This is a genomic window from Streptomyces sp. NPDC026092, from assembly GCF_040638605.1.
Lineage (GTDB): Bacteria > Actinomycetota > Actinomycetes > Streptomycetales > Streptomycetaceae > Streptomyces.
In genome coordinates, this window is the sequence record NZ_JBEZYN010000001.1 from 546,568 (window position 1) to 570,569 (window position 24,002).

The window sequence follows — 24,002 nt, forward strand, 5'->3', positions numbered from 1 at the left end:
GCCGTAACACCTCCGTCAGGCACAGGAGTTCACCGCACCATGACCACCACCCCCACCCCCGCCGACCTCGTCCTCACCGGGGCCAGGATCCACACCGTCGACCCCCACCTGCCCGAGGCCGAGGCGCTCGCCGTGCGCGACGGACGCATCGTCTGGCTCGGATCCGACGCGGACGCCGCGCGCTGGACCGGACCCGACACCACGGTCGTCGACGCGGGGGCCCGCCTGGTCCTGCCCGGCTTCATCGACGCCCACAACCACGTACGCCTGGGCTCCGACGACGCCTGCGTCCAACTCGCCGGGGCCCGTACCCTCGACGCGATCCACGAGCGGATCCGCGTGTGGCGGGCGGCCCACCCCGACGCCCCGTGGATCGAGGCCGAGGCCTTCGACTACTCCGCGATCCCCGGCGGCCGCATGCCCACCGCCGCCGACCTCGACCCCGCGACCGGCGACACCCCCGCCCTCGTCCTCAGCTACGACGTGCACACCGCCTGGCTCAACACCGCGGCCCTGCGTGTGCTCGACGTCACCCGCGACCGGACCGACCTGCCCTTCGGTACCGCCGTCACCGACCCCGAGACCGGTGAACCCACCGGATTCGTCAAGGACTTCGCCGTCAAGGGCCTCTCGCGCGCCGGTCACCGCGCCCTGCGGGAGCTCGGCGTGCCGTGGGCCTCGCCCGACCGCCAGTACGGCAGGCTCGCCAAGTCCCTCGACGACGCCGTCGCGTACGGCATCACCACGGTCGTCGAACCGCAGAACTCCCTGGACGACCTCGCCCTGTTCACGCGCGCCCGCGCCGAGGGCCGGCTCCGCTCGCGGATCGTCGCGGCCCTGTTCCACCCGCGCGGCACCACCGACGCCGAACTGGACGAATTCGAGTCGGCGGCAAAGGAGTTCGCCGACGACCGGCTGCGGGTCGGCCCGCTCAAGCTGTACATCGACGACGTCGTCGAGCCCCGTACGGCCGCGCTTCTGGAGCCGTACGCCGGCTGCGGCCACCACCGCGGGGACACCTTCTACCCGCCGGAGGAGTTCGCCGACCTGTTCACCGGCCTCGACGCGCGCGGCTTCCAGTGCTTCGTGCACGCCACGGGCGACCGGGGCATCCGTACGGTCCTCGACGCCGTCGCCCGCGCTCGTACCGTCAACGGCCCGCGTGACGCCCGCCACCAGGTCGTCCACGTCGAGTGCCTCGACCCGGCCGACACCCCGCGCTTCGCCGAACTCGGCGTCGTCGCCTGCATGCAGCCCCGCCACGCCGCACCCGACATCGCGGGCCCCGGCCAGGACTGGGCCGAGAACATCGGCCCCGACCGCTGGCACAAGGCCTGGCCGCTGCGCAGCCTGCACGCCGCCGGCGCGGTCCTCGCCCTCTCCAGCGACTGGAACGTCGCCGAGATGGACCCCATGGTCGGCATCTACACCGCCGTCACCCGCCGGGCGCTGAACGGTGGGGGAGAGGCCTGGACGCCTGAGGAGACGATCGACGTCGCGACCGCCGTCGAGGGCTACACGATGGGGTCGGCGTACGCCAATTTCCTCGAGGAGGAGCGGGGTTCGCTGACCGTGGGCAAGCTCGCGGACTTCGTCGTCCTCTCCCGCGACATCCTCCGCATCGACCCGGAGGAGATCCCCGGCACGGTGGCCGAGGTGGTCGTGGTCGGCGGTGAGGTGGTCCACGCGCGCGTGGGCGCCTGAGCCCCCACACGCGCGCGTGGGTACCGGCGGGCCCCCGGGACGCGGGAGCCCACCGGTACGGCACCGGGGTCAGAACCGGCCGAGGATCTTCTTCAGCTCGGTGATCTCGGCGGACTGGGTGCGTACGACGTCATCGGCGAGCTTCCGTGCCGTGGCGTCGCGACCGTTCTTCCGCTCGGCCTCGGCCATCTCGACCGCGCCCTCGTGGTGGGCGATCATCAGCTCGGCGAACTTCCGGTCGAAGGCCTTGCCGCGCAGGGCCGCGAGAGCCTTCATGTCCTGCTCGGACATCATCCCGGCCATGGAGCCGGCGCCTTCGCCGCCACCGCCGTGACCGCCGTGCCCACCGGAGGCGGCGGAGCCTTCGGGGGCCTCGGGCTTGCCCCAGGCCTTGAGCCAGGACCGCATGGTGCGGATCTCCGGGTCCTGGGCCTTCTCGACGTCGGCGACGATCTTCTTGACGCCGGCGTCCTCGGCCCGGCCGTCGGCGAGCCGCGCCATCTCCAGGGCCTGCTGGTGGTGCGGGATCATCGCCTGGGCGAACGCGACGTCGGCGTCGTTGAAGGCGCGGTCGCTGCTGGACGCGGACGGCTTGGCGGCCGCGTCGGGCTCCGGCGCGGTACCGCAGCCGGAGAGCAGCAGACCGGCGACGACGACGGCGGTGACGGCGCCCGCGCCGTGGAACGCGAGCTTGCGGGCGTTGGGGTGGTCGGACATGTCTGTGGACACCTCGTGTGCTGTGTGAGTTCTGTGCTGTCGGAAGGGCTGAAGCCGGCATCTGCGGGCAGCACGAGGCGGCCCGCGGCGGCGATTCGGCCTATATCCGCAGGACGGACAGCTGAGCGAGGTCGGGAGGTATGGGCGGCGGGGCGTTCGGGCCCAGCGCCGGCCGGAGCCGGTCGAGCAGCCGGACCAGCCAGTCGGGGTGCCGCCCGAGGGCGGCGAGGACGACCCGGGCGAGGGCCCAGACGCCGAGGACGGCCACGCAGAGCGTGGCCATGTCGCCGTGCGCACCGGAGTCGGGGGCGTCGGAACCGGACGTACCGGTGGTGTTGCCGTGGTGCGCGGGAGCGGAGGCATGCGTCATGCGGTCCGCCCCGCTCTCGGAGGCGCCCTCCGGGTGGCCGAACGCGTGCATCACGAAGACGCCGAGGGCGAGCACGACGACGAGCAGCAGGTGCGCGAGGGCACCCGCCACTCTGAGGTCGCTCCGCCTCACCAGTCCCGTACGCACGCCCCGCACCTCCTGAGTGGAGCCTACAGAACGGCCCCCGGGCTCACTCCGGAAGGTCGCCGCTCATCGCGGCAGCGAGCCGCAGATGCGGGGCGGCCTCGGCGTGGCGGCCCTGGCGCTCCAGGGTGCGGCCGAGCATCAGGCGGGCGTAGTGCTCCACCGGGTCGCGGTCGAGGACGGTGCGCAGCTCGGTCTCGGCGCGGGAGAGCTGCGCGGAGTGGTAGTAGGCGCGGGCGAGCAGCAGGCGCTGGGCGTTCTGCTCGGGGTGCTCGGCGACGAGCCCGCGCAGGATGCGGGCGGCGGTCATGTACTCCTTGGCCTCGAAGAACAGCTGTGCGCGGTCCCAGCGCTCGCCGGCCGTACCGAACTCGTAGTACGTGTCGTTCACTTGCGCTCCCTAGTGGCGTCCCTACCCTGCCACCCGAAGGGGTGGCACTCGCGTCAACGCCTGAATTTAGTTGAACATTCCACTACTATTTCGGCGTGGAGACACACCCACGTCGTACCCCGACAGGAATAGGTTGAGCGTCATGAGCAATCTTGATCGTCAGGCCGCCCTGACCGTCTGCGGCGGCCGCGGCTTCGTCGTCGCCGAGCCGGTCCGGGAACTCCTCAGCCCCCGTCACGTCCAGCTCGGCGAGTCGACCGAGGTCCGCCGCCTGCTCCCCAACCTCGGCCGCCGCATGGTGGGCGCCTGGGCCTTCGTCGATCACTACGGCCCCGACGACATCGCGGACGAGCCCGGCATGCAGGTCCCGCCGCACCCGCACATGGGGCTGCAGACGGTGAGCTGGCTCCACGAGGGCGAGGTCCTGCACCGCGACAGCACGGGCAGCCTGGAGACGATCCGCCCGCGCGAGCTGGGCCTGATGACCTCGGGCCGGGCGATCTCCCATTCCGAGGAGAGCCCGAAGTCCCACGCCCGCTATCTGCACGGCGCCCAGCTCTGGGTGGCGCTCCCGGACGCCCACCGCCACGTCGAGCCGCACTTCCAGCACCACGCGAACCTCCCGCAGGTCACCGCCGCCGGTCTCACCGCCACGGTCATCCTCGGCGAACTCGACGGCGCCGCCTCGCCCGGCACGACGTACAGCCCCCTGATCGGCGCGGATCTCGCCCTGACGGCGGGCACGGAGACGAGCCTCCCCCTGGACCCGGACTTCGAGTACGCGGTCCTGTCGATGTCGGGCGAGGCCCACGTCGACGGCGTCCCGGTCCTCCCCGGCTCGATGCTCTACCTCGGCTGCGGCCGCCGCGAACTCCCCCTCCGCGCCGTCTCCGACGCGGGCCTGATGCTCCTGGGCGGCGAGCCGTTCGAGGAGGAGATCGTCATGTTCTGGAACTGGATCGGCCGATCGCAACAGGACATCGAAGAGGCCCGCGAGGCCTGGACGACCGGCACACGCTTCGGCGAGGTCAAGGGCTACGACGGCGCCCCCCTCCCGGCCCCGGAACTCCCCGCGACTCCGCTGAAGCCACGGGGGAGGGTGCGCTGAGCAGGGCTGACGGCACGCGCTGACGAGGGTCGGGCCGGCTGTGTCCCGACTCCGCTTCCGAGTTGCCGTGATGGCGCGACAGGACCGGAGGGAGGGTCTGGCGAGCGTGTAGTCGAGTCTCATGTTTCGTCGCCCGGATGGAGTTCGCCCTCCCAGCGGCCGAGCCGCAGCCCTCCGGCGATCAGGTCATCCATCCTTCGAAAGGCGCAGTCGATGCGAGTGCCGAACGGGGACGACGGAGCTGAGTCCCATCAGCGCCGCCGCTGATCACTTCCAATGGCTGAAACGGATGGCGTTTCCTCGGAAGGAAGGTGATCTTGCCCACGCTGCGGCAGCGATGTGGTGGAGTAGGGGGTAGTTCTGGCTGGATAAAAGGCCATTTGACGGTCACTTCGTGAGCGTCCGCGCCCATCTGATTCTGGGCGAATCTTGTGCGCAAGCTGTGAAAATAGATAGGACAACCCCACTGATCATCTATGTGGGGGATTTCCGTGCGCACAGCGCGACCACTAGTACTCCTAGTGGCATTCGTCATGGCCGTTCTGGCAGGTACAGAACAGGCTGCACTCGCGGTGGACAAGTGGGTCATCGCAAAGTCCGGCTACGGAGCCGGTGAACTGCCCGAACAGGGCTGGGGATCGGCGCGGGGACGGGGCCACAGCGCCTCCGGCGATGCCACCGACGCGGCCGCGGGAGGGGGACGCGGCGGCGCACTACGGGCGCCGGGCGAGCTCCCGCCGGACGGCGGCACCGAATCGCTGAGGCTGGGCAACGCGCCCAAGCCCCCGGCGAAGACTCCGTTCGTGAAGGTCCCGGCGCCCGAGGCGGCGCCGCCGAAGGGCTTCGAGGCGAAGGCCAGCACCGAGGTCCCGGACAAGCGCACCGAGCGCGCCCGCACCTTTGCCAATCCGGACGGCACCTTCACCACCCGATTCTTCAACGAGCCTGTCAACTTCCGCGGCGACGACGGCAAGTGGAAGGGCATCGACACCGCTCTGGCCCCATCGGCCCCCGGCGGCCTGCGGACCATGAGCGCCTCCGGCTCCGGTTGGGAGCCCCGCTCCACCGAGGACGAGATCTACTTCTCCGAGTACGCCGACGCGGAGACGCTGGTGCGCCTCGGTATCGACGGCGGCTCCTCCCTCGGGTACGGCATCGAGGGCGCGGCCCGCTCCCGCGGCCGAGTGTCCGGGAGCGCCATCACGTACCCCGACGTCCGCCCGTCGACGGATCTGGAACTCCTGGCGGGCAGCGACTCCGTCAAGGAGACGTTGATCCTCAAGGACGCGAAGGCGCCCACCGAATGGCGCTTCCCGCTGGCTCTGAACGGCCTGACCGCGAAGCTCGACGCGCACGGCGGCATTGTGTTCACCGACGGCGTCGGCCGTCAGAAGGCCTGGATGCCGGCCGGCTGGATGGAGGACTCCCTCCAGGCACCGAACTCCAACGAGGGCGTGATCTCCTCCGGGGTCACCTACGACATCGTCAAGGAGGGTGCTCGCCAGGTCCTGATCGTCACCCTCGACAAGAAGTGGCTGTCGGCGCCCGAGCGGGTGTTCCCCGTGAAGGTGGACCCCTCGGCGACCGGCCTGGAGGCCGCCTCCGGCACGTATGTCGAGGCACCGTACAACCAGAACTTCGCCAGTGACACCGTGCTCAAGGTCGGCACGTACGACGGCGGCGGTCACAAGGCGGCCGGCTTCCTGAAGTTCAACGGCCTCGACACCACGCTGAAGAACGCCTATGTGATCAACGCCAACCTCTCGCTGTACAACACCTGGTCGCAGTCGTGCACCGCGCGCCCGGTGACCGTCCACGAGATCACCTCGAACTGGTCCGAGGCAAGCACCTCCGTGTACCCCGGTCCCGCGACCGGCGGCGCGCTCGGCTCCAAGTCCTTCGCACACGCCTGGCGCCCGTCCGGCACGAACAACTGGACCTGCGCTCCCGCTTGGGAGGCGATCTCCCTGGGCACGGCGGGTCGTCAGCTGGTCGACGACTGGACACACGGCCGCAAACCGAACTACGGACTCGCGGTCAAGGCGGCCACGAACGACTCCAAGAGCTGGAAGCAGTTCGGCTCGGACGACTATCCGAACGGCAAGCCCAGCCTCGACGTCACCTGGTCGAAGTACGGCGCCGCCTACAGCCTCGGCGGCTTCGTCCAGCCGATGACGGCGACCTCCGAAGGCACCTTCAAGGTCACGGTCACCAACCAGGGCAAGGAAACCTGGGGCAAGACGAGCAACTACAAGCTGCGCTACGACCTGTTCGACGCCCATGGCAACAAGGTCGGTGGTGACTACTGGAGCAAGATCCGGTGGACGCCGATGCCCTACGACGTGGCCCCCGGCGCCTCGGCGACGGTCGATGCGAAGATCGCACCGCTGGCGCCCGGCACGTACACACTCCAGTGGACCATGGACGAGTTCGGGGTGCGAAGCTTCGTCGACGACGGAGTCCCCGGCCCGACCGTGCGGTTCGACGCGGTCAACACCCCGCCCCATCTGACGGGAGCTGCCCCGCCGAGTGGCACGCTCGTCGACACGCTGACCCCGACCCTGTGGGCCTCGGCGACCGACGTGGACAAGTCTCCCGCTTCCCTCACCTATCAGTTCGAGGTGTGTGAGGTCGAGGGCAAGGACGCACGGAAGAACTGCCGGGGCAACACGCACGCGGCCTCGCAGAGCTGGACCGTTCCGTCGGGCTGGCTGAGCTGGGCCAAGACCTACGCCTGGTACGCGTACGCCAACGACGGCAAGGACCAGTCCTCCAGGACCGCTCCCTCTCTCCTGACCACGCAGGTCCCACAGCCGGTCATCACCTCCCACCTGGGCGGTGCCGACAGGGGCCGGACCTTCGGTGAACGGTCCGGCAACTACGCCACCACCGCCACGGACGCCGCCGTTCCCACGGTCGGCCCCGAGCTTGCGGTCACTCGTACGTACAACTCGCAGGACCCGCGCAAGACCAGCGCCTTCGGCGCCGGCTGGGCGACCCGCTGGGACATGCGGGCCGTGGCCGAGCCGGACGGCAGCGTGGTGATCACGCTGGCGAACGGCAGCCAGGTGCGCTTCGGCAAGAACGCCGACGGCACCTACAGCGCGCCGTCGGGTTCGATGGGTGTGCTGACCGCCGTGTCCGGCGGGGGCTGGACGCTGCGTGACGCGAGCGCTGCGTTGTACACGTTCGACGAGACCGGACTGCTGACCACGGTCAAGGACGGCCACGGCCGTGAGCAGCAGCTCACCTACACGAGCGGCAAGCTCACCAAGGCCACCGACGCGCAGTCCAAGCGTGCGCTGACGTTCACCTGGAGCGGCGCGCACGTCGCATCCGTCTCCACGGATGCCGTCGGCCCGTCCGCGCCGGCACTCGTCTGGTCGTACACCTACCAGGGCGACGAGCTCACCAAGGTCTGCCCGCCTTCGTCGACGACCGCGTGCACGGTGTACGAGTACACCGCCGGCTCCCAGTACCGAGGGATGGTGCAGGACGCCAACCCAGTGGCCTACTGGCGGCTCGGCGAGACGGAGGGCGAAGCCGCGCAGAGCGAGGCGGTCTCCCGTACCGGCATGAACGCCGGGCACTACCGTGACGTCGTCCTCGGCAGCAGCGGTGCCCTGACCGGCACGGGCAACAAAGCAGCGTCCTTCAACGGCACCAACTCCTACGTGGTGCTGCCGGAGTCGACCCTGGCCTCCTCCACCGTGCTGTCGGTGGAGCTGTGGTTCAAGACGGACACGCCGAACGGCGTCCTCGTCGGCTTCCAGGACGACCCTCTGGGGCCGACACACCCCAACGTCTACAACCCGGTTCTGTTCGTCGACTCGGCCGGCAAGCTGCGCGGCGCCTTCGAGAAGCGCGACGGTGGCCTCGTCCCGATGAGTTCGCCGGGCACCGTCACCGACAACGCCTGGCACCACGCCGTGCTCACCAGCACCGGCACCGGTCAGACGCTGTACCTCGACGGCCAGGCGGTCGGCACCCTCGCGGGCCCCGTCAGCCACTCCGTCAAGACCTTCACCTATCTCGGCGGAGGCTTCACCGACCACACGTGGGACGGCGCCGGCACGTACGGCACCCGGTACTACAAGGGTCTGATGGACGAGGTCGCGGTCTACCACCGCGCCCTCGACGCCGGCTCCGTGCGCGCGCACCACGCGGCCCGCGCCGGGTCCTCGAAGCTCTCCAAGGTCACCCTGCCCTCGGGCCGGGTCAGCGGACGTGTCGAGTACGACAGCGACACCGAGCGCGCCACCAAGGTCACTGACGAGAACGGCGGTGTGTGGCAGATCTCCGCGCCCCGCTACGCGTCGGGCTCCCAGACCTACTCGGACGCCGTCCGGACCGCGAACCCCGTCAACTACTGGCGCCTGGGCGACAGCAGCGGCGCCGCGGCGGTCGACGAGATATCCGCCGGCGGCAACGGCTCCTACCGTGAAGGGGTCACCCTCGGCGGGGTCGGCGCCTTCCTCGACGGTGACGACGGCGCGGTGACCCTCGACGGGTCCAAGGGCGTGATCTCCGTACCGTCCGAGTCGATCAGCGACGCCTCCTCGCTCTCCGTCGAGCTGTGGTTCAGGACGGACAAGCCCAGCGGTGTCCTGCTCGGTCTGCAGAACGCCGAGCTCGGGTCCACTCCGACGATGTGGAACGCGAGCCTGCTCGTCGACGGGGAAGGCGAACTGCGCGGCCACCTGTGGGACGGCCCGTCCGCCGGCTGGCCCGTGATGGGCGGCGCGAAGGTCACCGACAACCAGTGGCACCACGTCGTCATCACCGGCGGACCGACCGGTCAGTCGCTGTACCTCGACGGTGCCAAGATCGGTTCCAAGACCGGTGTCGTCAAGCCGGAGACCCTGGCCCACGCCTACCTCGGCGGTGGCTACTCCAGTGAGGAGTGGGACGGGCAAGGCCGTGCGACCCGCTACTTCAATGGCCAACTCGACGAAGCCGCCTTCTACACGAAGGAACTGGACGCCCAGACCGTCGCCGACCACTACAAGGCGCGCAACCGCCTGGTCACCGGCAGCGGGGCCCAGTACCAGGGCGCTGTCATGGCGGACGCCCCCTCCGGCTACTGGCAGCTGAACGAGACCGGCGGCACGACCGTCGTGAACAAGGTCGCCGCCGCCGGTGCCCACGGCACCTACACCAAGGCGACTCCCGGTGTCCCGGGGGCGTTCGGGCCCGGCGACGGCTCCGCGGCGGAGTTCTCGGGTGACGGGTACGCCGAACTCGTAGGCGGCCACCTGCCGAACACCGACCTGTCGGTCGAGCTGTGGTTCAAGACCACCAAGCCGGGTGTGCTCTTCAGCGACCAGGAACTTCGCATCCCCGACCACGCCACCTACACACCGGTGCTGTACGTCGGCACGGACGGCAAGCTCCACGGTCAGTACTTCACCCGGGGCATCGGCGCCACCAACGCGTCGTCGGCGACGGTGACGGACAACGAGTGGCATCACGCCGTGATCACGGCGCAGGGTGGAACCCAGACGCTCTACCTGGACGGCAGCCAGGTGGCCCAGGCCACGAACGTGCCGGTCGACCACCAGGCCAACAAGTACACCTACATCGGGGCAGGCCACACCAACTACTGGCCCGCCTCGCCCGGCAACGACGTCAGCTACTTCACCGGTCGCATCGACGAGGTCGCCGTCTACCCGCGCACCCTCACCGGTGACCAGGTCGCCCGGCACCACAGTGCCCGTACCCACGCGTCGGGTTCCTCGCTGACCTCGACGGTGACGGTCACCGACCCGACGGGCGCGAAGACCAGCAGCACCTTCGACGCGGTCCGCGGCCAGCGGCCGACGGCGCGGACGGATGCGGACGGCGGCGTCACGACCTTCTCGTACGACGTCGGCGGCTTCCTCCACACGGTCACCGACCCCAACGGTCACGCGACCATCACGGGTCACGACGAGCGCGGCAACACCGTCTCGACGACGACCTGCCGGGACGCGAACTCCTGCTGGACCTCGTTCGCGGAGTACTACCACAACGCCTCCGACCCGCTGGACCCGCGCAACGGCAAGCAGGTGGCCGTCCGCGACGGTCGCTCCACCGGCTCGGGCGACAACCGCTACCGCACCACCACCTCGTACACCACGCTCGGTCTGACCGACACGGTGACACTGGCGGACGGCCGCGCGGTCGTCACCACCTACACGACCGGCAGCGAGCCCGCCGTGGGAGGCGGCACCACACCTCGCGGGCTGGTCGCCACCCAGAAGACCCCGGGCGGGGCCATCACCTCCTACGCGTACTTCGCGAGCGGTGACGTGGCGAAGGCGACGGCGCCCGGCGGGCTGGTCACGTCGTACACGTACGACGGAATCGGCCGGAAGCTGACCGAGACCCAGGTCTCCGACGCCGTCCCGGCGGGTGTCACGCGCACCTACTCCTACGACTCCATGTCGCGCGTCTCCTCGGAGACCGGTCCGGGGGTGAAGAACGAGATCACCGGTGTCACCCACACGGCGAAGGTCTCCCGTACCTACGACGCGGACGGACGGCTGCTCACCGAAACGACGCAGGACACCACGGGTGGCGACGCCGCCCGCACCACCACCTACCGCTACAACGCGCTCGGCCTGAACGAGAGCGCTACGGACGCGGAGGGCAACGAGTGGACCTTCGCGCACGACGCGCTGGGTCGGGTGATCCGCGAGACGGACGCCGCGGGCAACGTCGTCACGCACGCGTTCACCAAGCGCGGACGGTTGGCCGAGTCGATCCTCAAGGACTGGACGGGCGATCCGTCCGGCCAGACCCGTGACCTGGTCCTGATCTCCCACGCGTACGACCCGGCGGGCCGGCTGGCCTCGACGACCGACGCGATGGGCGCCACGACCGCCTTCACCTACTACGACGACGGCCTGCGAGCCACGTCAACGGCGAAGCAGGTCACGCAGGCGGGCGGCGCCAAGAAGGACATCGTCCTGGAGTCGGCCGTCTACGACGGCGCGGGCAACGTGGTCAACCGGACCGCGAGCGCCGGCCGTACGACCGTCAACACGGTCGACGCCACGGGACGGACGACGCGCAGCGTCTTCGACCCGAACGGCCTCAACCGCGTGACGACGGTCGCCTACGACGGTGACAACCGGGTCACCGAGCAGACTCAGTCGATCGACGGTTCGGGCAAGAAGCTCACCTCGACGACCGAGTACGACGCCGTGGGCAACCCGAAGAAGGCGACCGTCAGCGACGGCACCGAGACCCGGGTCACCTCCGCGACGTTCGATCAGCGCGGCCTTCGGCTGACGCAGGTCAGCCCGCGGGGGAACGCCACGACCAGCCGTTACGACGTGCTCGGCCGCCTGGTCGAGACGACGGCGCCGCAGGTGCAGGCGGAGGAGAACGGCGGTGCGGCCACGGCCGTCACTCCCACGTCCCTCACCGGCTACAACACCTTCGGCGAGGCCACCGAGACGCGCGACGCGCGCGGCATGGTGACCCGTGTGGAGACCGACAAGCTGGGCCGTCCCGTCGCAGCCACGCTGCCCGACTACACGCCGCCGGGTGCTGCGACGCCGATCACGGCCGTGGCGCGCACGACATACGACAAGCACGGCAACACGGCCTCTACGACCGACCCGCTCGGTCGTGTGCGGTCCTACCAGTACGACCAACTGGGCAACCTCGTCCGCTCCTCGGACCCGGCCGCGGGCGGCACACAGGGCCTTCAGGCCCCGGGTGCCACTACCTTCGGCGGCACCTCCACGGACCTGTCCGGCGGGGGCGTCTCCACCTACACCTGGACCCCGACCGGTCTCCCGCTCTCCGCGACCGACCCGACCGGCGCCCGCACCGAGTCCACCTACGACGAACTCGGCCGCAAGCTCACCGACACCACGGTCGAGCGCAAACCCACCCTCCAGCATCTCGTCAGCCATTACACGTGGGACGACGCGGGCAACCAGACCGCATCCACCACCCCGGGCGGCCGCCGCACCTCGGCGACGTACAGCACCGCCGGTGAGGTTCTGACGGTCACCGACCCGCTCGGCGGCGTCACGCGGTCCACCTACGACGGTCTTGGCCGTCCGACCGAGTCCAAGGACGCCACCGGCCGCAGGACAGTCACGGCGTACGACATCCTGAGCAAGCCGAAGACCCTCACCGACTACGGCACCGGCACCACGCCGCTGCGCTCGATGTCGTCCGAGTACGACCTCGACGGAAACATCACCGCATCGGTCTCCGCCACCGGCGCCCGGCGCACCTACACCCACGACGCCCTCGGCCGGATCACCAAGCAGGTCGAACCGGTCACGGCCACCGACTCCATCACGACGACCTTCGGCTACGACGCGACGGGCAACCGCACGCGCCTGACCGACGGCCGCGGAAAGATCACCCACTACACCTTCAACTCCTGGGGTCTGCCGGAATCGACCGTCGAGCCCAGCACCACGCTCCACCCGGCCGTGGCCAACCGCACGTGGACGAACGTGTACGACGCGGCCGGTCGGCTCGTCACGGAGCTGCTCCCGGGCAATGTCAAGCGCAACAAGACGTACGACAACCTGGACCGCCTCACCGCCGAGACCGGCTCCGGCACCGCCGTGGCCACCCGGCCGCGCAGTCTCTCGTACGACCTCGCCGGCCGTCTGACCGGCGCGGGAGGTGACGGCGTCCTCGCGGGCAACAGCTACACCTACAACGACCGCGGCCAGCTCCTGAACGCCGACGGCCCTTCGGGTACCTCGTCCTACGCGTACGACGCGGACGGTCAGGTGACGTCCCGCACGGACGCGGCGGGCACGACGGCCTTCACCTACGACCAGGCCGGACGACTCGACACCACAACCGACCCGCTCACCGGCACACAGGTACGCAACGACTTCGACGCCGCCGGGCGACCGAGTGCAGAGGAGTACGCCCGCCCGGCAGCAGGCGGCACGTTCACGATCGGCGCGAAGCGCTCGTACACGTACGACGCTCTGGGCCGGCTCGCGGACGACAGCGTCAAGAAGACCGGTACCGGCGCCGGGGTCCAGGGAATCGCCTACGAGTACGACCTCGACGACCGTCTGGTCAAGAAGACCACCACCGGCACTGTCGGGGCGGGAGTGGGAACCTACGCCTACGACCTCTCCGGCCGAATGACCTCGGAGACCAGCGGGGGCGTCACCACCGCCTTCGACTGGGACAAGGCCGGCAACCTGACCAAGAAGGGCGACCTCACCGCCACCTACGACTCCCGCAACCGGGTCCAGACCTGGGGCACGCAGACCTTCGACTACTCCGCCCGGGGGTCGATCAAGTCGGTCACCGACGGCGGCACCACCCGGACCATCAACACCGATGCCTTCGAGCGCACGGTGAACAACGGCACGAGCACGTTTACGTACGACTCGCTCGACCGGGTCCTGACCAGCGGCGGCACCGCCTTCAGCTATGACGGCGGCTCCAACGATCTGGTCAAGGACGGAACGTCGACCTTCAGCCGCAGCCCCGGGGGCACGCTCCTCGCCAGCAATACGACGGGGACGGCGGGCTCTGCCCGTCTCGCGGTGACCGACCAGCACAGCGACGTGGTCGCCGGCCTCTCGGCCGACGGCACCACGATCTCCTCGTCCCGCGCCTACGACGCCCTTGGCAACGTGACCGCGTCGGCGGGCACCAACCCGTCCCTCGGCTACCAGTCGGGGTGGACGGACAGCTCCACCGGCGAGGTCAACATGGCCTCCCGTTGGTACCAGCCGGGCACCGGCAGCTTCACCAGCCGTGACACCTGGCAGCTCGACCCGACCGGTTCCTCCGCGGACGCCAACCGGTACGGCTACATCGGTGGGTCCCCGCTCAACGGCACCGACCCGACCGGTCACTGCTACGGCTGCGCCGTCATCGGCGGTTCGGAAGCTCTCGCAGCTGCCGCCGCCCTGGCAGCGGGCTACGCATGCAAGGTCGTCTGTGAGCAGTTGTACAAGGGCATGAACGACTGGGTTTCGTCGTACACCTGGCAGTACAGCTGGCACATGCCGTCGACCGGCGGACTGTCCTGGTCCCCGCCCGGCTACAGCTCGGGGTACACCGGCTACAACTACGGCTACACCGGGTCCACCAGCTACGGCTACGGCTACGGCTCAGGTGCGTCCTCCTCGGGCGGCCGAGGTGGTTCGAGCCGCTATGGAGGCGGGCGGGGCCGCGGAGGAACCTACTCCCGCGGAACAGCCCGATTCCAGCAGACCACCCGGGCTCGTCCGCTGCCGCGTCCGGTGCCCATCGATCTCAACCCCAACAACGGCAAGAATCCGAAGCCCGCACCGGACCGTCCGCCGCTGAAGCCCGACTGGGACCCGAAGAAGAGTGGCTGGGACCCGCAGAAGGGTGTCGACCTGGTCGTCGGTGGGCTGACGCTGCTGGACCTTCTCGTCAACGACCAGGCGGGGTTCACTCCTGACCAGGTCCCGCAGACCGGAGCGGGAGGCGCGACCTCCCCGGACCGGACCGTCGAATTCCTCCCCGCGCCGACGAACGTGTTCGGCGGGAAGAACAACGGCCGCAACCGTGATGACGAGAAGTGCGATGACGGACCCGGCGTGAGCGATACCGGGCACGCCGTCTACCTGCCGCGGGAGCGCTACTACGACAACTTTGAACGCAGCTACCAATGCCGGGCCACCGGCGTCTACGGTCTCCTGGATCTGAGTGACTACAACCCGGGGCGGAAGCACCCGGGAACCAACACCAACGACTCCACGAAGCCGCCCGGGATGGCCGAGATGGCCTCACTGGGGCACACGCCGGCGAACGGGCACTTGATCCCCGCGGCAGCGAAGGGGTCCGGAATCGACCTCCGCAACCTGGTGGCCGAGTACAGAGCGACCAATACCCCGTACCTGAATCATGGTGTGGAGAAGGACATCAGGGATACGATCAAGTCGGGCAAGAAACTCTCCCTTTCGGTGGTGCCGCACTACGGGAACAAGAACTCCGGCATACCGACGACCCTCGAATACAACTACGGTGTGCCCGGAGAGTGGATGAAGCACTGCGTGATCCGTCAGTCGCCGACGGGTGGAACAACGACCGGCAGCGCAGACTGCCCGAAGAGGTGATCATGGTGACTGACACATTTCTCGCGCGTGTGATCGCCATGCTTGGAGATCCGCCTGCGCACCACGCAGACCCAGCGGCGTGGGCGGCGCTCGAAACCGATCTCGGATTCTCGCTCCCGGAGGACTTCAAGACTCTTGTGGATGGATATGCGCCGGTGAAGGTGAACGGGCATCTCTATCTCGATCACCCGGCGACAGACCGGTGGAACCTCGGGACATTCATCCGTGAGACCTCCGAAGCGTGGAATCAGATTCCGTGGGATGACGACATCGAAGGGGACCCCCGGGCAGCCCTGGGGCTGGCCGACTTGGAGTTCGGTACCGAGCGGGGGCTGACGCCCATCGCTTCTGCCGACAGCGGGCAGACCGTGTTCTTCGCCCGCAGTCCCGAGGACGGCCGAACCCTGCTGTTCGTCGAAGACGGCGACGGCGAGTTCTCCATGTACTCCATGAGTCTCTCGGAGTGGCTGTACCGCTACCTGGTCGGTGAGGACATGGCCGGCCCCAACTCCTCGTACTTCTATCCGGGACCTGTTGTCCTGGAGTCGAGGCCGATGGAGCCGGACGAGGAGATCGTCCGCCGGCACGGTCCGGAGCGCGGCATGTGATCAAGACCGGTCGCTCGATGGCACCTGTCTGACGGGACAGGTGTTGTCGAGCGGCTCCTGAGGGACAGAACTTCGCCCCGCCGATCCTTCGATCGGCGGGGCGAAGTTCTGTCCGTGGCGTCTCGCGTGGCCGGGAGTGTCGTGATCCGGGTGGCCCCGGACGAGCTCGACGTCGACCGTCTGATCGCAGCATGGGAGGAGCGGCGGCGAGACCGTCATCTGCCTCGCCCACGACCAGGACCTGATCGGCATGCTCGGCGCTTCCGATGCCGTACGCGCCGCAGACCGCCCAGTCGTCGCCGGCGCCCTGGGCATCACCGAGGGCCACGCGCACGCCCTGCCGGAGGCCAAGCTCCAGCTGATCCGCGACCTCCAGGCCGAGGGCCACACCGTGGCCTGGTCGGCGACGGCACCAACGACGCCCCCGCCCTCGCCGATGTGGGCATCACCATGGGCGAGCACTCCTCCGATGTCGCCCTGGAGACCGCCGACATCGCCCTCGCGGGCAACGACCTCCGCCAGGTTGCCGTCGTCGAAGTCAGGCGCCACATGCTGCGGGTCGTACGGCAGAACGATGGGCTCGCGATCGGTGTCAACCTGGTCGGTCAGTCCGTCGTAGGCGCCGTCCGCGTGAAGTGGCGGGCCGTGGGTACGAGCGCCGCTGCGGCCGGTACGAGGAAGCAGGCGGCGGCGCACGTGGCGAGGACCGTCGTGACTCCGAGGGCGTCGATGGCCGGGGCGATCAGGGCCAGGCCGACAGGCGCCAGACCGTAGGACACCAGGAAGTCCAGTGAGGAGACGCGGGCCAGCTTGTCCGGGGCGACCTCGCGCTGAGTGGCCGTGAACCAGGGGACGTTGAACAGCTCGATCCCGATCCCGGCGACCGCGTACGCGGCGACGACCACGACCGGGTGGACGGGCAGCATCAGACTCAGTGGTGCGAAGCCGTATACGGCGAGTCCGGCGAAGGCCGCCCAGCCCTGCGAGCGCGGGCGCCAGCGGGCGATGACCAGGGCCCCGCCGAGCGCGCCGACGGTGTACGCGGTCATGGCGGCGGCCAGCACCCACTCGGTGTCGTAGCGGTCCCGGCTGATCAGGGGCAGCGCGACGCTCGTGGCGGAGTAGCCGAGCGCGATGACGGCGACGAGGGCGCCGAGTCCGGCCAGGAACCAGGGGTGGCGGCGGGCCTCGCGTATGCCTTCGAGGAACTCGGTTCGGAAGCCGGCGCGCGGGCCGGGCTCGGCGGTGGCCGGGTCCGCGGTCGTGGCGTGCGCGCCGGCGCCCTTGCCCGGGACGAGCGCGGCGACCAGCCAGAGCAGGCCGATGCCGAGCAGGAGCGTCCAGACGTCGAGGAAGGCCGCGAGCAGCGCGGTCAGGGCAGGGCCGGCGAGCGTGGAGCTCCGTACCGCCATCGTCATGGCGGCATTGGCCTGCTGGCGGCGCTCGGGGTCGACGGTCTCGGCCGTGAGCGCCTGGAACGCCGGGCGGCAGGCGCCCTGTCCGGCGCCCGCGAGGGCGGCCGCGACCGTCATCAGCACGAGCGAGCGGCCGAGCCCGGCGGCGAGGAGGGGCGCGGCGACAGCCGCCGCGAGGGCGGACCAGAGGACGACCGCGCGGCGGGAGTGCCGGTCGGCCAGTACGCCGCCGACGGCGACGGCGGCGAGGAAGCCGGCGGTGCGGGCGGCGAGGACCAGGCCGAGGCCGGCGGTGCCGAGGTCGCGGTGGAGTACGGCGAGTCCGAGGACGAAGGGCAGGGCCCAGGTCGCGAGTCCGGAGGCGGTGGTGCCCGCCCACAGGCGTAGGAACGCGGGGTCCCGGAGGACTGAACGCGGGGGCGGGGCCTCGGTCTTGGTGGGTGTCGGTACGGGTGTGGTGGCCACGGTGTGGTTGCTCCTCGGGGCGGGGGAGCGGCCTGGTGAACCGCACCCCTGTGTTCTTAATGAAAATGAATGCCATTACAGTACCCTTTCGAACGCGGCATTCCTGCCCGGTGCACGACAACGCCCACGCCCGCCCTCCCAGACCGGAGAACCCATGCGCCACCCCGCCCGCCTCGGCATCGCCCTGACCCTCGCCCTCGCCACCGTGGGCTGCTCCACAGCGGCCGACAGCGGCTCGAAGACGGACACCAAGCCCGCGGCCAAGGCGGCCTCCGTCACCAGCTGCGGCCGACAGGTGTCCTTCGCCGAGCCGCCCGAGCGGACCGTCACCCTGGACCAGACCTCGACCGAGACCCTGCTCGAACTCGGTCTCCAGGACCGGATGGCGGGAACCGCCAACCTCAAGACGAAGATCCCCGCGCAGTACCAGGCCGCGTACGCCAAGGTCCCGGTCATCGCACCGAAGATCGCCACCGGTGAGCAACTGCGCGCCGCGACTCCGGACTTCGTCGTCGCCGGTTCCACGGACCTCTACACCAAGGACCGCGCCGGCACCCGCGAGGAGCTGGGCACCCTCAAGGTCCCCACCTTCGTCAGCGCCGTGGACTGCCCGCAGCAGAACCCGGCCGGCAAGACCCCCTTCGAGCTGCTCTTCTCCGACTACGAGAACCTCGGCAAGGTCTTCGGCGCCGAGGAGCGGGCCGACAAGCTCGCCGCCGACCAGCGCGCCGCGGTGGCCAAGGCCGGGGAGAACGCCGCAAAGGTCCCGCAGGGCGCGGACCGGCCGACCGTGGTCTACCTCTACTCCGTCTTCAACGGCATGCCGTACGTGGCGGGCAAGACCGGCCTGCCCAGCGAGATGAGCCGGATCGTCGGCGCGAAGAACGCCTTCGACGACGTCAACGAGGACTGGCCGGAAGTCTCCTGGGAGGAAGTCGCCGAGCGTGACCCCGACTTCATCGTGATCGGCGACCTGTCCGAGCGCGGCCGGCCCGGCGACAGCGCCGCCGAGAAGCGCGCCACGATGACCCAGCACCCGGTGATCTCCAAGCTGGCCGCGGTCCGCGACAACAAGATCCTCACCGTGCCGGGCATCGAACTGGACCCCTCGGTGCGCTCCGTGCACGCCCTGGGGCTGCTGGCCAAGGGCATGAAGGACCTCGGGTATGTCCGCTGACCCGGCGACCCCGAGGGGCCCGGCGGATCTGCTGCTTCCGGCGGCCCGCGGGCGGGTGGTGACGGGGGGCTCCCCGGGAGACTCCGTCACCACCCGGCCCCTGCCGCCCGGAACGGCCGGCCGGCCCGGCCGCTCCGCGGCGGCCCAGGCGGTCCTCTTCCTCCTGGCCGCGGGCGCCCTGGCGGGCTCGGTGGCGGCGGCCGTGCGCATCGGCGTCGCCGACGTGGGCTGGGCGGACCTGGGCCGCGTCCTCGGCGCCCATCTCGGCCTGGACGTACAGCCGTTGCCCCCGCTGGTGGACTCCCTCATCTGGGACCTGCGCCTGCCGCGTGTGCTCATGGCGGCCCTCGTCGGCGCCTCGCTCGCCGTGTGCGGCGCGGTGCTCCAGGCGGTCACCCGCAACGCGCTCGCCGACCCCTACCTGCTCGGCGTCTCCTCGGGGGCGTCGACGGGCGCCGTCACCGTGGTCGTCCTCGGGGTCGGCGCGAGCACGCTCGGGGTCACCGGCGGTGCGCTTGCCGGTGCGCTGCTCTCCTTCGGGCTGCTCCTGCTCCTGCTACGGCGGACCGGCCTCGACTCCGTACGTATCGTCCTCACCGGCGTGGTCGTCGGCCAGCTCTTCACCGCGCTGACCTCGCTGGTCCTGATGGCCTCGGCGGACGCGGACACCACGCGGGCCGTCACCCACTGGCTGCTCGGTTCGATGGCGCCGGCCCGCTGGGACACGGTCGTGGTCTGCGCGATCGTCACCCCGCTGGGTCTGGCGGCGGCGTGGCTGTGCGCGAACGCCCTCGACGGGCTCGCGTTCGGCACCGACACCGCGGCCTCCCTCGGCATCGGCGTACGGCGCACGAGGATGTTCCTCCTCGTGGTCACGGCCGCGCTGACCGCGGTGGCGGTGGCCACCGTCGGCGCCATCGGTTTCGTCGGGCTGATCGTCCCGCACGGGGTGCGGTTCCTCGTCGGGCCGCTGCACCGGGTGCTGCTGCCGTACGCGGCCCTTGCGGGCGCGGTGTTCCTGGTGTGGACGGACGCGCTGGCGCGGATCGCCTTCGCACCCCGCGAGGTCCCCGTGGGCGTGATCACCGCTCTGCTCGGCGTGCCGCTCTTCCTCCTCGTCCTGCGCAAGAGGGGTGAACTGTGAGGATCACCGTCGAAGCGCTGAGCTGGTCGGTGGCGGGCACGCCAGTCGTACGCGAGGTCAGCGCGGACATCGCCCCCGGCGAGACCGTCGGACTGCTCGGCCCCAACGGCTCGGGCAAGTCCTCGCTGCTGCGCTGCCTGGCCGGCCTTCGGGCGCCCGACGCGGGCACGGTCCGCTACGGCGGCGAGTCGGTACGGGACTGGAGCGCGCGCCGCGTCGCCCGCCATGTCGCCTTCGTCGAACAGGACTCGGGCGCCGACAGCGATCTGCGGGTCGCCGACGTCGTGGGCCTCGGACGCACCCCGTTCCGGGACCGCTGGCGCGGACCGGACGCCACCGACCGGGCGGTGGTCGCCGCCGCGCTGGAGCGCGTCGGACTCACCGCACTCGCCGACCGCTCCTGGAAGGCACTCTCGGGCGGCGAACGGCAGCGCGCCCACATCGCCCGCGCGCTGGCCCAACAGCCGTACGCACTCCTGCTCGACGAACCCACCAACCACCTCGACGTCAAACACCAACTGGAACTGATGGAGCTGCTGACCGGCACCGACCAGACGGTCCTGGTCGCGCTGCACGACCTGTCGCTCGCCGCCCGGTACTGCGACCGGCTGCTGCTCCTCCACCACGGCCGCCTGATCGCCTCCGGCACCCCCACCGCCGTCCTGACCACCGAGCGGCTCGCCGAGGTCTTCGAGGTGGACGCCGAACTCACCACCGACGCCTTGGCCAACCCCACGGTCACGTACCGCGGCCCGCTCGGTGCACCAGCCCCGGCGATGGCGCCGACACCTCAACCCGCCCTGTGAAGAAGAGAATCCCCATGAACCGGACAACCCAGCTCTCCAGCATCGCCGCCGACACCGCGGCCCCGACCGTCGACGCGCTCATCGAGGCCGTCCTCGCGGGCGAACACGGCCCGCTGCCCTCCGAACTCGTCGCCACCAGCGTGTTCTGGATCCACCACGGCACCCGCCTGGCCGGCGGCGACACCACCTACCTCAACCAGTACGTCCTGGTCCGCCTCGGCGGCTCCTTCGGCGGCTGCGCCTTCGAGGCCGGCGAGATCGACCCGTCGATCTGCCGCGACTCCTCCGGCACCCCGCTCGACGTCCTGCTGCGCGAGGCCCCGCGCCCGCTGCGGATCGCCGCCCTCGACGCCTACCTCTCCGAGACCCGCCCGCACCGCGTGGCCGCCGAGGCGGGCGACGCCGAGCCCGTCACCCTCCCCACCGGCACCCCGGAGGTCCGCGCGAAGTCCCGCGACGCGGCCATCGCCGGGCTCCTGGACATCGAGGAGGGCGCCAAGGTCGGGCTCATCGGCGTCGTCAACCCGCTGGTCGCGGCGATCCGCGAGCGCGGCGGGGAACCGCTGCCCTGCGACTTCAACCTCAAGGCCACCCAGTGGGGCGACCCGGTCACCACCGACATGCACGAGGTGCTGGAGAGTGCCGAGGCCGTCGTCGCCACCGGGATGACCCTGAGCAACGGCTCGTTCGACACCATCCTGGAGCGCTGCCGCTCCCGGGGCATCCCGCTGATCGTGTACGCCCAGACCGGCAGCGCCGTCGCCCGTGCCTTCCTCGGCTCGGGCGTGACCGCCCTGTCCGCGGAGCCGTTCCCCTTCTCCCAGTTCAGCGCCGAGGAGACGGTCCTGTACCGCTACCGGACGGTGGGCGGCGCGTGATCCCCGCCGCCCACCCGGCCGTACCCGGTGCCGGTGCCCTCCCCACCGGCACCGGGTACGCGCCCTGCCACCACGGCGAGATCCTCCAGGGCGTCTTCCTCGACGCGGACGGGCACCGGTGCGCGGGCCTGGTCACGCTCCCCATGGCCGGCCCCGGCAGCACCGCCGAGTTCGTCCGCCGGCCCGGCACGGCGCCCGAGGCGCTGACGGTCGTACCGGCCGGCCGTACGAAGGCCGCCCGGGCCGCGGCACTCGCGGTGGCCGAGTGCGCGGAGCGGACCGGAGAGCGGCCCTGCGGCGGGGAGTTGCGGCTCACGTCCGCCATACCCGTGGGCCTGGGCATGGGCAGCTCGACCAGCGATGTGATCGCCGCCGTGCGTGCGGTCGCGGACTCGTACGGACTGCGGCTGGACCCGGACACGGTCGCCCGGGTCGCCGTACGGGCGGAGCTGGCATGCGATCCGCTGATGCTGGACGGACGCCCGGTGCTGTTCGCCCAGCGGGAGGGCCGGGTCCTGGAGGTCCTCGGCCCGGCCCTGCCACCGCTGGTCGTCGTGGGCTGCACCCTCGGCGGGGGCGCACCCGTGGACACCCTCGCCCTGCCCGTGCGGGAGGCGACCGATGCCGACATCCGCGCGTTCGAGCGACTGCGCACCCTGCTCCGCCGGGCCGTGGCCACGGGCGACGCCCAACTGCTCGGCGAGGTCGCCACAGCCAGCGCCCGACGCGGCCAACAGGTCCTCGCTCACGCGGAGTTCGACGCACTGACGGCCATCGCCCGGCGGGTCGGTGCGGCGGGTGTCCAGATCGCGCACAGCGGCGCGGTGGCGGGCGTCCTCTTCGACCCTGCCGCACCGGGCCTGCGGCACCGCATGCGCAGCTGCTTGCGCGCCCTGGACGCCCACGGCATCCCCGCCACCCGGGCCTTCACGACCTTCACCACCACCAAGGAGATCCTGAATGGACCAGCACATCGCGGAGGCGATCGGCCGGCCGGACCTGATACGCCTCGACGACCGGCTCGTCTGCCTGCGCTTTGAGACGATGAAGGTGGTCTCCGCGCTCGCGGCGGTACGCCACCTGCTCGACACCGGAGTCGTACGGCGCGGGGACACGCTCCTCGACAGCTCCAGCGGCATCTACGCGTACGCCCTCGCCCTGGCCTGCCACCGGCACGGCATGCACTGTCACATCGTCGGCTCGACGACGGTCGACCACACGCTGCGCACCCAACTCTCCATCCTCGGCGCGACGCTGGAGCAGATGGACCCGTGCAGCGACCTCAAACTCGACCAGAAGCGACGCGTCGAGCGGATCCACGAGATCCTCGCCGAACACCCCGAGTACCACTGGATGCGGCAGTACCACGACGACATCCACTACCTCGGCTACCGCGCGATCGCCGACCGGATCCGGGAGTCCACCGGCGTGGAGGGCTTGACCATCGTCGGCGGCGTCGGCTCAGGCGCCTCGACGGGCGCCTTCGCCCGCTACCTGCGCGCGGCGCCCGACGGCCGAGCCGACGTCGACCTCGTGGGCGTCCAGCCGTACGGCAGCGTCACCTTCGGCGCCAAGCACGTCTCGGACCCGGAGATCATCATCGCCGGGATCGGCAGCTCCATCCCCTTCGAGAACGTCTCGCACGAGCTGTACGACACGCTGCACTGGATCTCCTTCGAAGCGGCCCTGGCCGGCAGCGTCGACCTGCTGCGGCGGCACGCGGTCTTCGCGGGCCTGTCGACCGGCGCCGGCTACTTGGCGGCCCGCCACGAACGCGACCGCTCCCCGAACCGCACGATCCTCTTCATCGCCCCCGACACGGGCCACCGCTACGTCGACACCGTCTACGCCCGCCACGGGGAGGCCGCACGGATCGAGGACCTCGCCCCGCGTGAGGTGTCCAACCAGAGCGACCTCGCCCTCCCGTGGTCCCGCATGCACTGGAACCGCGCCCCGGCGGCCGCACCGGCCATGGCCTCGTAAAGCCCCGGCAGCCC

At 70.6% G+C, this 24,002-nt stretch carries 14 protein-coding genes; 10 read left to right on the forward strand and 4 right to left on the reverse strand.

Annotated features, from left to right (window positions below):
• The first annotated feature begins 39 nt into the window (after nt 1–39).
• Nucleotides 40–1,704, forward strand: coding sequence for an amidohydrolase (locus tag AB0F56_RS02420; protein WP_362003094.1), 1,665 nt, complete (start codon nt 40–42; stop codon nt 1,702–1,704).
• Nucleotides 1,705–1,773: 69 nt separating this feature from the next.
• Here the strand turns inward: AB0F56_RS02420 and AB0F56_RS02425 are convergent, their stop codons facing one another.
• From AB0F56_RS02425 to AB0F56_RS02435, 3 genes are all read right to left on the reverse strand, one after another.
• The gene (locus AB0F56_RS02425; RefSeq protein WP_362003096.1) at nt 1,774–2,421 is read right to left on the reverse strand and encodes a DUF305 domain-containing protein; all 648 of its coding nucleotides are present in this window, start codon (nt 2,419–2,421) and stop codon (nt 1,774–1,776) included.
• 100 nt (nt 2,422–2,521) lie between these two features.
• Entirely contained in the window at nt 2,522–2,938 is a 417-nt protein-coding gene (locus AB0F56_RS02430; RefSeq protein ID WP_362003098.1) for a DUF6153 family protein, read from the reverse strand.
• A gap of 43 nt (nt 2,939–2,981) precedes the next feature.
• The gene (locus tag AB0F56_RS02435; protein ID WP_362003100.1) at nt 2,982–3,326 is read right to left on the reverse strand and encodes a tetratricopeptide repeat protein; all 345 of its coding nucleotides are present in this window, start codon (nt 3,324–3,326) and stop codon (nt 2,982–2,984) included.
• Between the two features lie 142 nt (nt 3,327–3,468).
• Here AB0F56_RS02435 and AB0F56_RS02440 point away from each other — a divergent pair, with 142 nt between their 5' ends.
• The 3 genes from AB0F56_RS02440 to AB0F56_RS02450 all read left to right on the forward strand — a co-directional run bounded on the left by AB0F56_RS02440 (nt 3,469) and on the right by AB0F56_RS02450 (nt 16,120).
• Nucleotides 3,469–4,434, forward strand: a complete 966-nt coding sequence (locus AB0F56_RS02440; RefSeq protein WP_362003102.1) for a pirin family protein — start codon at nt 3,469–3,471, stop codon at nt 4,432–4,434.
• A gap of 533 nt (nt 4,435–4,967) precedes the next feature.
• Nucleotides 4,968–15,512: a LamG-like jellyroll fold domain-containing protein gene (locus AB0F56_RS02445; RefSeq protein ID WP_362003104.1), complete on the forward strand. Its 10,545-nt coding sequence runs from the start codon at nt 4,968–4,970 to the stop codon at nt 15,510–15,512.
• A 2-nt stretch (nt 15,513–15,514) separates the two neighbouring features.
• The gene (locus tag AB0F56_RS02450; RefSeq protein WP_362003106.1) at nt 15,515–16,120 is read left to right on the forward strand and encodes an SMI1/KNR4 family protein; all 606 of its coding nucleotides are present in this window, start codon (nt 15,515–15,517) and stop codon (nt 16,118–16,120) included.
• 605 nt (nt 16,121–16,725) lie between these two features.
• On the opposite strand, the gene AB0F56_RS02455 is transcribed toward AB0F56_RS02450, so the two are convergent.
• A complete protein-coding gene (locus tag AB0F56_RS02455) occupies nt 16,726–18,000 on the reverse strand; it encodes an MFS transporter (protein ID WP_362003108.1) in 1,275 nt (424 codons plus the stop codon).
• 154 nt (nt 18,001–18,154) lie between these two features.
• Between AB0F56_RS02455 and AB0F56_RS02460 the strand changes: the two genes are divergently transcribed.
• Genes AB0F56_RS02460 through AB0F56_RS02485 form a run of 6 tightly spaced genes read left to right on the forward strand, consistent with a single transcriptional unit; the run spans nt 18,155 to nt 23,988 of the window.
• The gene (locus AB0F56_RS02460; RefSeq protein WP_362003110.1) at nt 18,155–19,177 is read left to right on the forward strand and encodes an ABC transporter substrate-binding protein; all 1,023 of its coding nucleotides are present in this window, start codon (nt 18,155–18,157) and stop codon (nt 19,175–19,177) included.
• Nucleotides 19,167–20,321: an iron ABC transporter permease gene (locus tag AB0F56_RS02465; RefSeq protein WP_362003112.1), complete on the forward strand. Its 1,155-nt coding sequence runs from the start codon at nt 19,167–19,169 to the stop codon at nt 20,319–20,321. The genes AB0F56_RS02460 and AB0F56_RS02465 overlap by 11 nt, the downstream gene beginning before the upstream one ends.
• A complete protein-coding gene (locus tag AB0F56_RS02470; RefSeq protein ID WP_362003114.1) occupies nt 20,318–21,127 on the forward strand; it encodes an ABC transporter ATP-binding protein in 810 nt (269 codons plus the stop codon). The genes AB0F56_RS02465 and AB0F56_RS02470 overlap by 4 nt, the downstream gene beginning before the upstream one ends.
• 14 nt (nt 21,128–21,141) lie before the next feature.
• Nucleotides 21,142–22,005 carry a DUF364 domain-containing protein gene (locus tag AB0F56_RS02475; protein WP_362003116.1) on the forward strand — a complete coding sequence of 288 codons (864 nt, stop codon included), beginning with the start codon at nt 21,142–21,144 and terminating at the stop codon, nt 22,003–22,005.
• Nucleotides 22,002–23,045 (forward strand): GHMP kinase, encoded by a 1,044-nt coding sequence (locus tag AB0F56_RS02480; protein ID WP_362003118.1) that lies wholly within the window; start codon nt 22,002–22,004, stop codon nt 23,043–23,045. Before AB0F56_RS02475 ends, AB0F56_RS02480 begins: the two co-directional genes overlap by 4 nt.
• Nucleotides 22,966–23,988: a pyridoxal-phosphate dependent enzyme gene (locus AB0F56_RS02485; protein WP_362003119.1), complete on the forward strand. Its 1,023-nt coding sequence runs from the start codon at nt 22,966–22,968 to the stop codon at nt 23,986–23,988. The genes AB0F56_RS02480 and AB0F56_RS02485 overlap by 80 nt, the downstream gene beginning before the upstream one ends.
• The last annotated feature ends 14 nt before the right edge of the window (nt 23,989–24,002 follow it).